We start from the raw sequence: 13,433 nt of genomic DNA, 5'->3' as shown, positions 1-13,433 counted from the left end.
CCCCAGTTATTGGCGATCGGCAGAACCGTACTGGCAGCAGATTGAACAGTTTCCGTGATGCTGGTACGGCACTGTGATGCAGCCAGAATCACTTCAGACACTTTCGCACGAATGGTGTAGTCCTGATAGGCAGGCAGAGCCACCGCAGCCAGGATACCGATAATCGCCACGACGATCATCAATTCGATCAGGGTAAAACCCCGTTGGATGGAACGCTTCATAAAAAACTCCTTGGTTAAAAACCGGCTGTAGTAATTTAAACAGTTATGGCAGTTTGATGCCAATTTAGATATTTACAGCAATTTTTGAACCATATTAAAGAGTTTTCTTTTTTATGATTTTGAAGCTACAAAAAACCGAAAAATTACTTTTTTGACGTATGTCTTTAAATTTCACGACATTTCTGTCATTTGATGCAGACGGATCGGACCATCTTTAAATCTGTCATGCCCATGAGTACCTTTTCCATGCCGTCCATCTTGAGAGTCCGCATGCCGCTATTGACGGCGCTTGAAAACAGCTCCGCGACGCGGGCCCGCTCCTGGATCAATTTTTTGGCAGCATCATCGGCAATCATCAGTTCATGCAGGCCAATACGACCCTTGTAGCCGGTCTTGTTGCACTTGTCGCAGCCGACCGCACGATACAAGGTCAATTTATCGTCCTTCCCATAGCGCACCATCCAGTCTTCATAGAGTTTTTGTGACTCGCCACCAGGATCGGCTTTCCAGGCTTCGGTATGGCGCAGCTCTTCAGCGTATTCCTTGATGAAATCTTTGACTTCCTGAGCACTGGGCTGATAAGCCTCTTTGCAGTCGCAGAGTTTTTTGGCCAGACGCTGAGCCAGGATACCCAACAATGCGTCCGCAAAATTAAAGGGGTCCATGCCCATGTCCAGCAGGCGGGTGATGGACTCGGGGGCCGAATTGGTGTGCAGCGTCGAGAAAACCATGTGCCCTGTCAATGAAGCCTCCACGCCCATCGCCACGGTTTCTTTGTCGCGGGACTCACCGACCATGATGATGTCCGGATCCGCTCGCAGGAAAGCACGCATGACCAGTGCGAAGTCAATGCCCGCCTTCCGGTTAATTTGCACCTGACGCAAACCCTTCTGGGTAATTTCCACGGGGTCTTCAGCGGTCCAAATTTTGGTGTCCGGGGTGTTGAGAAACTTAAGGATGGAATGCAGCGTCGTGGTCTTGCCGGAGCCTGTGGGGCCACATACATAAAAAAGACCATACGGCTTGGAGATCGTTTTTTCCAGTCGCTCCTTGTTGTGCGCCGTCAATCCGAGTTTTTCAAGCGGGATCGGCTCACCTGCGGCAAGAATCCGCATGACCACGTCTTCCACGCCACCGGCGGAGGGGATCGTGGCTACACGCAATTCGATGTCGAGTGGGCCGTATTTTTTGAACTTGATCTTCCCGTCTTGCGGTTTACGTTTTTCAGAGATATCCAGGTCGCACATGATCTTGAGCCGCGTGACCATGGCTTGGCGAAACTGTGCCGGCACTTCAATATAGGGCTGCAAGGTGCCGTCAATGCGAAACCGGATACCGGTTTTGGCTTTCCCGGGCATGGGCTCGATGTGAATGTCCGAAACCTTCTGGTTGTAGGCGTCAATGATGACCTTGTTGACAAACTTGACCAGCTCGTTGTCCGCTGCGGCAGACTCCAGCGAAGAGTCGTCATTTGACTCACTCTCCAGTGGTGAGTCCATGTCTGCAAGCAATTGGTCGATGGTGCTACTGTCTGCAGCCACGCCAAAGAGCTGCCCCAGGGTTTCTTCAAATTCGGTCTGGGTTGTAACGCGGTAAGAAAATTTGGAGACGCGGGGAAACACCTGTGGAACCACGCGTGCCCCTCGCACAGCCTCCGGATCCACACACATGATCACGAGGCCTTCGGTAGTTTCCTCCAGCGGAATCCAGCCTTGCTGTTCAATAAAGTCCCGTTTTAACGCACCATGCAACATCTCCGAGCGAATCCGTCCAGCATTGAATGCTTCGTAGGCCACACCGAAAAACTTGGCAAGCGAAGCACCAATCTGAGTGGGCCGGATGTGGAAGTTGGCCATGAGCATATGCTCGACGGACTGACCTTCTTCCCGGGCCTGGCGGATGCATTGCTGTAATTCTTCTTGGGACAGCACACCTTCCGTCACCAAGCCGTCGTACTTGGTAGCTTTGCGCCTTTGGCTGTCGCCCGCTTTTTGCATTCGCTGGCGTATGGCAATGCCCAAAGTCTTGCACAGCTGCAGCGCACCGTCTTCCTCAAGCTTCCCAAAAGGCTGATCGCTCCGGTTGTTGATAACCTGCAGCACGCCATACAACGTCTCTCCGTCCATGACGGGAGCCACCAGCATCTGCTTGGTTCTGTACCCGGATCGCTTGTCAACTTCCTGGAGAAAGCTCAACGCAGGATGAATTTTCTTCAGCGCCTCCTCATCGTAGACGTCCGCAATATTCACCATCTGGCGAGCCATGGCAACGTAGCCCGCAATGCTCTGCGCGCTGACCGGGAGCTTCRGGTCGCGGCTGGTATTGAGCCCCGTTTTGACCTTGGAAACAATGGAACTGCGGTCTTCGTTGACTGCATAAAGTGTTAACCGGTCCGCATTAAAAAGCTTGCAGATGTCCTGGCTGGCTTCGAGCATGATCTGCTCGACATTTTCCGTTTCGTGAATCCGGTTGGTAACCAGCTGAAGCTGCCGGAAATACAGGGCTTCAAAAGTAACGCCCCGCTCCTGGGGAGGCAACATCTGCGAGTCAAAAAACTCGTCCTCGGGGTCACGTTGCAATACGGCGCTCATAGCTCAAACTCCTGGCCTGCCCTCAACCACCGGATGTCGTGCGATACATTCGGGCCAAACGGGCGGGTTTGGTCAAAACGCTGTATCTCGGCCATGATCAGGTCGGTCTCGGCCGGTTTGGTATGGGTAATGTAGATGGGATAACTGTTTCCTCGCTCGATGCAATCGAGTTCATTGGCAAGCGCATGAGGAGAAAGATGAAGGCTCCGCTTGGCAAGGTCGCGCTCGCGATTGCTAAATGCCGTTTCGATGACCAGCATGGCAACCCTTATCTGATTAATTCGGGCCCACAGAGCCGGATTCTGTTCCGTGTCGCCCGTGAACACCCAATACCCCTTGCCCGTGGCCACCGCGTAGCCTGCAGCCGGGACGGTATGCACGGCAGGTAGAACCTCTATTTGCTTACCAGCCAATAACAAGGTTTGTCCGATTTCCAGAGGGTGAAAACTGACAAACGGGGCCTCGGGGCTGGGAATGCGGGAAAAGTCGGGCCAAATGGTGTTGTTGAAAATATGCGCCTTCAGTGCGTCAATCGTGCCCTGCAGCGCATGAATCTGGATAGGTGTTGTTCGCCGGGCGGCAATGGCGTCCACCATCAACGGTAACGCGGCCACGTGATCGAGGTGCGAATGCGTCAGCAGAACATGGTCAACACCAGCCATCTCATCCAGCGTGAGATCTCCCACTCCCGTACCGGCATCAACCAACAAGTCATGGTCAAGCAAAAAAGACGTGGTCCGGCAGTCTTTGGCAATGGCTCCCGAGCAGCCGAGTACACGTACTTTCATGAGATTTTCCGGTTGGCCTTGACTTGGAGGGTTGTGCTATTTGGTTTCAAAATTGGTTGCGCCATCCCATTCCGGATCAAAAGGCAACAGCCTCATAGAGGCTACACGCTCCGCATACAGCCGGTAAAGGAACTTTTTGCCATTTATCCGATGTAAATTGAGCAATTGCACATCGCATTGATCCCAATCCTGCGCGCGGTAAGCTTTTAACGCCATTCCCCAGGTTTTCAGCTCAGCCGCAATGTCCTTGTCGATCTGGTCTCCCGGCACCAACGGCCAAAAAATGGAAACCGCCTGATCTTTGCCTTTCACGCGAACCTTGTCGAGTTCCTGCCATGCAAAATCATTCGCCTGCTTTCGGGTTGACTCGCTGACCACGATATCCACCCCGTAGGTTTTTGACAGCCCCTCCAGACGCGAACCCAGATTCACGGAATCGCCAATCACGGTGTAACTGCGGCGGATATCCGAACCCATATCACCCACACACATCGTGCCCGTATTGACACCGATACCTATGCCAATCTCGGGTAAACCCTTGATCTTGTGTTCCTCGTTGATCTTCTTGACTGCATTCGACATCTCGAGTGCCGTTTTTACTGCAAGACCAGCATGATCAGGCGTGTCGACAGGGGCACCCCAAAAAGCCATCACGCAGTCACCCATGTATTTGTCAATGGTGCCTCGATTGCTGCGAATCAGGTCTGTCAGCCGGCTGAAAACACTGTTTAGCAAAGCCTGTAGTTGGGTAGGCTCCATCGACTCCGACATTTTGGTGAACCCGCGCATGTCGCAAAACATGACCGTCAGCTCCTTGGTCGTTGCCTTCATGCTGTAGCTGTCGGGATCTTTCACCATCTCGTCAACCAGTTCGGGGGGTACATAGGTGCCGAACAGATGGGCCAACTCCCGCTTGGATCGGCTTTCCACGAAATATCCATAACTCATATTCAACGCAAATGCGGTCAAAGCCATAACCAGCGCACTGGCCAACGGCAGCACAAGACCGTAACCAGAGTAAAGCCAGAAATTCAAGCCGGCTATGGCGGCAATCACCGCCAGGCTGACCAGCACCGCACGGGAAGCTGAAAGCAGGGGCAGTGCAAAAGCCAGCGTCAGCCCCGAAAAAAGCAGGATGACCACCTCGAATCCGATGGCGTAGTCGGGCTTGACGAATACCTTCCCGTCAAGAAAACCAGAGATGACATTGGCGTGCGTTTCCACCCCCGGATAGGTTTCCCCCACCGGAGTCACTCTCAAATCGAGCAGGCCGGGCGCGGTGGTGCCGACCAGGATGATCTTATCCTTGAGCGTGCCAGGCGCAAGGCGTTTGGCCAGGACATCCGCCGCGGAGATATACCGAAACGAGCCGCCGTTCGCACCACCATTACCCCTGAAGGGCACCAAAGTGGCTACGCGATCATCGACCGGAATCGCCAGGGTTTTGTTGCCTTGCTTGAGCAGAATGCTTTCCAGCCCTTGATAGTTCCGGGTCAGGAATTTTTCCTGCGGAAAACCAGGCTCGACCTTGGGCAAACCCGCAAGCATGCGAAACATGGCGAGCGCCAATGACTCGTAGTACTGCCCCTTGAACTCCGCCAGCAAGGGAATAGAGCGCACCACACCATCGCCCTCGGTAATGGAGTTGAAGAAACCTCCCAAAGGGGCAGCTTTGGCCAACAACTCAATGTTGGCCCCGTATCCATTCCAGCTGGTGAATTTGATAGGACGGCCACCAAGCGCATCGCTGCCCATAACTGGCGGCGGCAAAACTCCATTGACCCGGCCATCTCTGTCGCTGGTGAAGTAATAGCCCATCACGACGGGGCGTTTTTCGATCGCTTTCGCGAAAACCGCGTCGTAATCCAGGCTGGTCTGCAGCTGGCTGAGTTTTTCCGAGAAACCCGGTTGATCTTTCAGCTCCGCCTGTGCAAGCTGCTTGAGCCGCTTTAGACCCGAGCTTTCGTCGGCTTCGGCAAATACGACGTCAAACCCCAGCAGTGCCGTTTTTTGACGATCCTGCAGCTCTTCGACCAGCTCCGCCAACCTGTTACGGCCCCAAGGCCATCGCCCCACCTCCGCAAGGCTCTTCTCATCGATGTCAACGATAACAATGCGTTCGTCCAGCGTATGCGGCATGGTCGCGCGCAGGCGTGCATCGTAGATGATGTCGTCCAACCTCTGCAGAACACCAATGCGAGCGACCCCGCTGGCATGCATCAATGCAAATACCAGCGGAATCAACGTGACGGCGATACGAGGCCAGTGCCGGAAGAGGAGTCTCATGCGACCTCGTTTGAAGGGTGCTTGCGGTCCGCTTGGCGCGAGACCTCTTAACACCAATGTCAGTGTTGGACGAACTGCATTTGCGTTCCGGCCAGCTCAAGCATGTCCCCATTTTTCAGGACAACCGGCTCCGCACCGATGGGGGCTCCGTTAAGCGTCGGCTTGCCAGTGCCCTCGACATGGGCAACGACAAAACCCTGAGGCCTCTTGGTAATGGCGGCAACTGCGACCCCGGGCTTTCCGATGGTTGTGACTACCTTCACCAATGCCACTTCACGACCAGCCGCAGCGCCCGACATCACTTTGATAGCCGCCGTGAGGCCCGTACCGGCTTCCGTCGATGCCACTGGCGAACCTGTCGGCGCCGGGGGCACAAGACCGGCAGAGCCGGCTTTTATAATCATGGTCTTCTCAAAGCCTGCGGGTGCAGCTTCGTTGACGTACTTGATTTTGTACTTGCCAATTTCAACGGTATCGCTGTTCTGCAGCAGCAGCTTTTTAACGGCCTTCCCGTTGACATAGGTGCCATTGGTGCTGTTGAGATCCTCTAGATAGACCTCGTTGCCGGTCATTTGCAAAACGGCATGCTCCCCACTGACAGCTAGGTTGTCGATGACGATGTCGTTGTAGGGCCTGCGCCCCAAAGAAGTCCGGTCTTTCGTCAACTGGACTTCCTTGATCACAACGCCGTCAATAGAGACGATCATTTTCGGCATGGCCGACTCCTGTCTGTTTGTAATATTTCAGTCATCGCTATTTTCCCAGCATTCTGGACAAAAGGCCGCGCTTGGTCGAGTCTTCTTTCGCGTATGCCAACAGTACGGAAATATTATCGCGTCCACCAGCCTCATTCGCCGCAACAATCAGCTGTTTCGCTTTTTGCTCCAAGGTCCCTGCGCCTGTAAGGATAGCCGCAATGCCCGGATCCGCAACCATGTCCGAGAGCCCATCCGAACACATCAGATAAAGGTCCCCCGCGTCCACACGATGCTCATTGACCTCAACCAGCACCGTGTCTTCGACGCCCAAGGCGCGTGTGACCAAGTTCTTGTTCAGGGAAGTCAGCGCCTGCTCGGGAGTTATCAGCCCAGCGTCAATCTGTTCTTGCAACAGCGAGTGGTCTTTGGTGATTTGCTGCAGCTCCTGGCCGCGCAGGCGATAGCAACGGGAATCACCAATATGACCCAGCATCAGTCGCCCGTCCTGGAACACCCCTACCACCAGCGTGGTGCCCATACCCGCGTACTGGGGGTTGGAGTTCGCTGCGTTGAAGATCGAATGATTGGCATTTTCCACGCAGATTTCTAAAGCCCGGCGCACTTCCTTGGCATTGGCATGCCTGCCCGCCTGGGAAAGCCAACGGCCCATTTCCGACTTGATGAAAGCGGCAGCCATGCCGCTTGCAATTTCGCCTGCGTTATAGCCACCCATTCCGTCCGCCAGGATGCAAAGCCGCGTCGCAGCATCAAAAGCAACTGCATCCTCATTGTTGTCCCTCGTCAACCCCGGGTCGGTATGTGTACAAATCTCGTAGTTCATCTTGTTCGTGTGATCACTGGGTGTCGGTATCGGCAGCAGGTGCTCTGGAAACCACGGTTTTCTCAAACGTCTGCGTGCCGTCGACATTCACGGCCTGGGTCGCATCATAGGTCTTCGGGCCGGCAGCTGGTACAGCCGCTGATTGCACGACTGTGGCGTCAAATTGGGCTGCTGGCGCACCCTGTTGAGGCGCAAACGATGGGGCCGGTGCAGTACCTTCCATTGCGGCAATGACAGCGCGCAGATCTGTCGCCAATCGATCACCATCCTGATACCGCAACTCCGGCTTCTTGGCCAGAGACAGCGCAACAATCTCGGCCAGCCGCGCCGGCAGCTCTTTACGGATGATACGGATATCGGGGGCTTCTTCGTTCGCGATCTTGTACATCAGTTCGGCCATGGAATCGCCACGGAATGGCAACACTCCAGCCAGCATCTGAAACAGCATGACACCCAGCGAGTACAAGTCCGAGCGCCCGTCGACTTTTTTACCGGCAATCTGCTCCGGCGACATGAAGCTGGGCGTCCCCAGTACAAGGCCGGTCTTTGTTTTGCTTGAATCCGTAATGCGGGCGATGCCGAAGTCGGTCACCTTCACCGTATCGCTTTCGATTTCATACATGATGTTGGCCGGCTTGATGTCCCGGTGCACCACATTCTGCTTGTGCGCGTAAGCCAGGGCTTCAGCCACCCGTGCCACGATGGACAGGACCTTCGGGACCGGCAACAAATGACCGTCCTTGGTGACATCTGCCAGGTCCTTGCCCTTCAGAAACTCCATGGCAATGAATGCCAGGTCGTGTTCTTCACCTGCATCAAAAATCGTGACGATGTTCTGGTGCTGCAGCCGACCAGCGGTCTCGGCTTCCCTGAAGAAGCGCTCCCGCGCATCGTCAAGCTCCTCGCCCTCGAACTCCTGGCTCAAGGCCATGGTCTTGATGGCGACGACACGGCCAATCTTTGGGTCCTTGCCGAGGTACACCACGCCCATGGCGCCCTTGCCCAATTCCTTTTCAACTTGATAGCGACCCAACATGGGCTTTTCAACACCCCCACCGTCAAGGAGCATGGTCCCGCCCGGGTGCGCGCCGCCACCGCCCAAAATGACGGTTTCCGACAGGTTTTTGGCCCGATTGAGCTTGGACTGCAGGTCTTTGTGGTTCTTGTTGTAGGTGGCCATGTACTCGTACACGGCCTGAGCTTTGTTGAACTGGCGCTTGCGCTCGAAATCCAGCGCCAGGTTGTTCATGTTGTCCATCAGCGCATCGGTGAAAGGTACGCGGCGAAAACGATCAAACGCCATATCGAGCTGGCCTTGGCCTTGCAGCGCCAGACCCATCATGCGATTGGTCTCGGCCGATTCCTCGTCGGACTTGAGCTTGCCAGCCTCGGTCATGAGGAAGCGCTTGGTCGTCAACGCCAGGTGGCCGATCACCAGCAGGGCTGCGGGAAAGACAAACTTGAGCCAGGTCGCGGCCGCCGACAGCAAGCCGAACTCAACCACCAGCAACACCACGAATAACAGCAGTGTGATGATCGCGGCCTTGCCAGCCGACAGCCGTGGCAGGCCGGCAACCAGATAAGCCACAACCACCAGCAGCACACCCAGAGTGACCCAGACACCCCAACCAGGCTGCACGATGAAATGCTCACTCAGGATACTGGAGGTAATGTGCGCGATGGTTTCTGCTGGCGAAAGCCCCGGACCCGCCGGCGTCGGGAATTGGGTGCCTACCCCCGCCGCAGTGGCGCCAATGATCACGATCTTGTCGGCATACTTGGTAGCCGGAATCTTGCCGGAAATCACGTCATAGAATGAATCAACGGCAAAAGCTGGCCGACCGTCCTTGCCCTTGTAAAACTGTGGAAGCATCAAGGCTGATTCGTCGGTTTTGACCATCAGCTTGCCGATCTGCACAGACTCACCCACATTGAGTTTGATGTCGGCAGGCCCCAGGTTCAGGCTCCTGGCCGCGGCGAGCAGGCTCATGGAAGGCACGGCTTTCCCGTAATAATTGATAAGCAACGGTTCTTGCCGCACGGCACCATCCACGTCGGGCAGCTGGTTGAGGTGAGCAATACCCGCCGCCGCTGCACCTATCAACTCAATCGGTTGTTGACCGCGGATGGCCGGAAGGGAAAACCCGTTAAGCTCGTCTACAGCACTCTTCAGTGCGTAAGCCGGGAGCGGATTGTCCGGACGCCCTTGCGGCACTCCCAGCGAAAAAACCGAAGGTACCAAAACATTGCCGGCCTTGGTCATGCTGGCCGCGAGCTTGGCGTCAGTGTCCAGGGCTATTTCAGCCTCAGCGATGACTTTGCCCAATTGTTCAGGCAGACCACCGCTTGGAGCGGCCGCTGGATCGGATACTGGACCAAGAGCCTCCTTGATTTTGCGGATGAACACCAAGCCTCTATCGGTTTGCGGTTCAAAAAAGAAGGCTGTATGCGCAATGGTTTTGGCCTTGGCGGCCGAAAGCTGGTCAATCAGCTGCGCATGCACGTCGCGCGGCCAAGGCCAACGACCTATGTTGGCGATACTCTGGTCGTCGATCGCAATGATGGCTATGCGGTCTGAGGGCTGCCGCGAAGTGCTGGTGCTGGCATAGTCATAGTAACGGCGCTCAAGTGTGCCGAAAAAATCAGTCAGGCCATGCAAAAAAAGGACGGCCAGCACCACCAGAACGCCCACAAACCAGTCGGCCCGCCAGAACTGACTCAATTTCCTAGATGTTTTGGCCACTTCCCGTCCCTTGTCCTGATTCGCTATGCATAGCCCCAGCCATTTTTGTAATTGCTTTGTACTATCGGTCCCCCGGCAACAAATTTCGTGCGCCGGGTACCACCCGCCGACTGTTTCGGCAGGTTACAAGTCTCCTGACAATGGACATTAACAGACGGGGTGCGGCTGGACAAGCGACTTCTGCACCGCAAGCGTGCCGACTGTTGCAAATAAGTGGTTTTCTGGTATGCGCGGTGCGCATCCGGTCCGCAGCAGGTGGCGAACGCTAAGAAACGACCCTAACCGCCAAAGGGGGCTGCGGCGGCTGGGCCGTACGCCAGTTCAGGCTGAAGGCGCCTTTGTCTGCTGCCGTTTGGTCAGGTAGGTGCCCAGAGCCACCACAAGCACGGCACCCACAATCCCACCGGCAGTCACCGTATGGTCGCTAACGGCACCAAAATAGCTCACTACCGCAGGATCCGTCAGCAGCATCTCACCCGCCAGAAAGCCCAAAAGAGCTGCGCCGATGGTAATGATGATGGGGAAGCGCTCCATCACCTTTGTCAACAAGGTGGCGCCGAAAATAATCAGCGGGATGCTCACCAGAAGACCCAGTACCAGCAACGGGAGGTTGCCCTTGGCGGCTGCTGCGACTGCCAGAACGTTGTCCAGGCTCATCACCAGATCGGCAATCAGGATGGTGCGGATGGCTGCAGCCATGCCATTGATCTCGTGTCCCTCGCCGTCTTCATCTTCTTCGCCCTTGAGCAGGTCCACGCCAATGTAGACCAGCAGAACCGCACCTATCATCTTCAGGTACGGCAAGCTCAACAGCTGAATGGCCACGATGGTCAGCACGATACGCATCACGATCGCGGCGGCGCTGCCCCAGAAGATCGCCTTGCCGCGCTGCTCGGGTTTGAGTGTGCGCGCAGCCATGGCAATTACCACGGCGTTATCGCCAGACAGCACGATGTTGGCAAGAAGGATGGAGCCGAAAGCACTCCAGAAGAGGGGGGACGCGAGGTCCAGTCCGAAAAACATGGCAGCTCCTGTTATGAATTAAAAAAGCGCCGGGAAGCGCTTTTTTGTTTTGGAGAGTCTAAGCCGCAATAGGCCAATCCCGATTGGTATTACTGCTTACCTGCTTGACCGCGGTCAAGTTTTTAAATCACTTTTTCGTTGGTGGCTTACAGCAGCGCCTTGAGCAATTTGGCCATTTCCGACGGGTTGCGCGTCACGGTGAAGCCGCAAGCCTCCATGATGGCCAGCTTGGCATCCGCCGTGTCGGCGCCACCGGAGATCAGCGCACCCGCGTGACCCATACGCTTGCCGGCAGGGGCAGTCACACCAGCAATGAAGCCAACGATCGGTTTTTTCATATTGGCCTTGCACCACTGGGCGGCTTCGGCTTCATCGGGACCGCCGATTTCGCCGATCATGATGACGGCGTCAGTGTCCGGATCGTCATTGAAGGCTTTCATCACGTCAATGTGCTTGAGGCCATTGATCGGGTCGCCGCCGATACCGACTGCACTCGATTGGCCCAGGCCGATTTCGGTCAATTGCGCCACAGCTTCATAGGTCAGCGTGCCGGAGCGGCTGACTACGCCGATACGGCCCTTGCGGTGGATATGGCCGGGCATGATGCCGATCTTGATTTCTTCAGGTGTGATCAGGCCGGGGCAATTGGGGCCCAGCAGCAGGGTTTTCTTGCCGCCGGCAGCTTCCTTGGCTTTCATGCGGTTGCGCACTTCCAGCATGTCCTTGACCGGAATGCCTTCGGTGATGCAGATCGCCAAGTCCAGGTTGGCTTCAACAGCTTCCCAGATGGCGGCGGCAGCGCCCGCAGGGGGCACATAGATGACCGACACGGTTGCGCCGGTCGCCTTGGCGGCTTCGGTCACGTTGGCAAAAATCGGGATGCCTTCGAAGTCTTCGCCGGCTTTCTTGGGATTCACACCGGCCACAAAAGCTTCTTTGCCGTTCGCGTAGTCGCGGCACATGCGGGTGTGGAATTGACCGGTTTTGCCGGTGATGCCCTGGGTGATGACTTTGGTGTTTTTGTTGATGTAGATGGACATGTTCTTGGCTCCGGGCTTATTTGACAGCGGCGACGATTTTGGTCGCGGCTTCGGCCATGGTGTCTGCGGCGATGATGGGAAGGCCAGAATCGGCCAGCATCTTCTTGCCCAGGTCTTCGTTGGTGCCCTTCATGCGCACGACCAGTGGAACCGAAAGGTTCACGGCCTTGCAGGCGGTGATCACGCCGTCGGCGATGGTGTCGCACTTCATGATGCCGCCGAAGATGTTGACGAGGATGCCTTTGACATCAGGGTTCTTCAGCATGATCTTGAAGGCTTCGGTGACTTTTTCAGCCGTTGCGCCGCCGCCCACGTCCAGGAAGTTGGCCGGCTCACCACCGAACAGCTTGATGGTGTCCATGGTCGCCATGGCCAGGCCTGCGCCGTTGACCAGGCAGCCGATGTTGCCGTCCAGGCTGATGTAAGCCAGGTCGAACTTGCTGGCTTCGACTTCGGCCGGGTCTTCTTCGTCCAGATCGCGATAGGCCACGATTTCGGGGTGGCGGAACAGCGCGTTGGCATCGAAGTTGAACTTCGCGTCCAGGGCCATGACTTCACCCTTGCCGTTGCGGTTCAGGGGGTTGATTTCAACCAGCGACGCATCGGTGTCCATGTAGCACTTGTAGAGCTTTTGCAGGATATCGACGGTTTGCGCCACAGAGTCGGCAGGCATGCCGATGCCGGCGGCGACTTCCCTCGCCTGGGCGTCCGTCATACCGACCAGCGGATCGACAAACACCTTGATGATTTTTTCAGGGTTGGAGTGAGCCACCTCTTCGATGTCCATGCCGCCTTCGCTGGAAGCGATGAAGGCTACCTTTTGCGACTCACGGTCGGTCACGGCCGAAACGTAATATTCCTTCTGGATGTCGGCACCGTCTTCAATATAGAGGCGGCGGACTTTCTGGCCTTCTGGGCCGGTCTGGTGCGTTTTCAGCTGCATGCCGAGGATTTCGCCGGCAATGCGCTTGACGTCGTCGATGGTTTTGGCAACCTTCACGCCGCCGCCCTTGCCGCGGCCGCCCGCGTGGATCTGGGCCTTGACCACCCACACCGGGCCGCCTAGCTTCTGGGCGGCTTCCACCGCTTCCTGCACCGTGAAGGCCGGGATGCCGCGCGGCACTGGCACACCAAAATTGCGCAAGATTTCCTTGCCCTGGTACTCGTGAATTTTCATGAAAGACCTTCAGAATTCAGTAAAA

General features: G+C 56.0%; 10 protein-coding genes. All 10 read right to left on the bottom strand.

Going from position 1 to position 13,433, the window contains the following annotated elements; translation table 11 throughout:
* On the bottom strand, nucleotides 1–221 hold a 221-nt coding region (locus tag AC1DY9_RS22720), incomplete at its 3' end, for a pilin (protein ID WP_477667729.1).
* A 185-nt stretch (nucleotides 222–406) separates the two neighbouring features.
* Nucleotides 407–2,812 (bottom strand): GspE/PulE family protein, encoded by a 2,406-nt coding sequence (locus AC1DY9_RS22715; protein WP_477667728.1) that lies wholly within the window; start codon nucleotides 2,810–2,812, stop codon nucleotides 407–409.
* Entirely contained in the window at nucleotides 2,809–3,600 is a 792-nt protein-coding gene (locus AC1DY9_RS22710; RefSeq protein WP_457282076.1) for a 3',5'-cyclic-nucleotide phosphodiesterase, read from the bottom strand. Before AC1DY9_RS22710 ends, AC1DY9_RS22715 begins: the two co-directional genes overlap by 4 nt.
* A 36-nt stretch (nucleotides 3,601–3,636) precedes the next feature.
* Nucleotides 3,637–5,886 carry a CHASE2 domain-containing protein gene (locus tag AC1DY9_RS22705; protein ID WP_457282075.1) on the bottom strand — a complete coding sequence of 750 codons (2,250 nt, stop codon included), beginning with the start codon at nucleotides 5,884–5,886 and terminating at the stop codon, nucleotides 3,637–3,639.
* A 59-nt stretch (nucleotides 5,887–5,945) separates the two neighbouring features.
* Nucleotides 5,946–6,602 carry an FHA domain-containing protein gene (locus tag AC1DY9_RS22700; protein ID WP_457282074.1) on the bottom strand — a complete coding sequence of 219 codons (657 nt, stop codon included), beginning with the start codon at nucleotides 6,600–6,602 and terminating at the stop codon, nucleotides 5,946–5,948.
* A gap of 37 nt (nucleotides 6,603–6,639) precedes the next feature.
* Entirely contained in the window at nucleotides 6,640–7,425 is a 786-nt protein-coding gene (locus tag AC1DY9_RS22695) for a Stp1/IreP family PP2C-type Ser/Thr phosphatase (protein WP_457282073.1), read from the bottom strand.
* A 13-nt stretch (nucleotides 7,426–7,438) separates the two neighbouring features.
* The gene (locus tag AC1DY9_RS22690; RefSeq protein ID WP_477667727.1) at nucleotides 7,439–10,147 is read right to left on the bottom strand and encodes a CHASE2 domain-containing serine/threonine-protein kinase; all 2,709 of its coding nucleotides are present in this window, start codon (nucleotides 10,145–10,147) and stop codon (nucleotides 7,439–7,441) included.
* Nucleotides 10,148–10,489: 342 nt separating this feature from the next.
* Nucleotides 10,490–11,191: a TerC family protein gene (locus tag AC1DY9_RS22685; RefSeq protein WP_457282071.1), complete on the bottom strand. Its 702-nt coding sequence runs from the start codon at nucleotides 11,189–11,191 to the stop codon at nucleotides 10,490–10,492.
* 146 nt (nucleotides 11,192–11,337) lie between these two features.
* Complete coding sequence (gene sucD / locus AC1DY9_RS22680; RefSeq protein WP_457282070.1) at nucleotides 11,338–12,231, bottom strand: succinate--CoA ligase subunit alpha; 894 nt, start codon at nucleotides 12,229–12,231, stop codon at nucleotides 11,338–11,340.
* Between the two features lie 16 nt (nucleotides 12,232–12,247).
* Entirely contained in the window at nucleotides 12,248–13,408 is a 1,161-nt protein-coding gene (gene sucC, locus AC1DY9_RS22675) for an ADP-forming succinate--CoA ligase subunit beta (protein ID WP_457282069.1), read from the bottom strand.
* Between the last annotated feature and the right edge of the window lie 25 nt (nucleotides 13,409–13,433).

This window comes from Polaromonas sp. P1_F6, assembly GCF_056405695.1.
The sequence above is the reverse complement of the archived record's forward strand: the minus strand, read 5'-3'. Positions and strand labels throughout refer to the sequence as shown.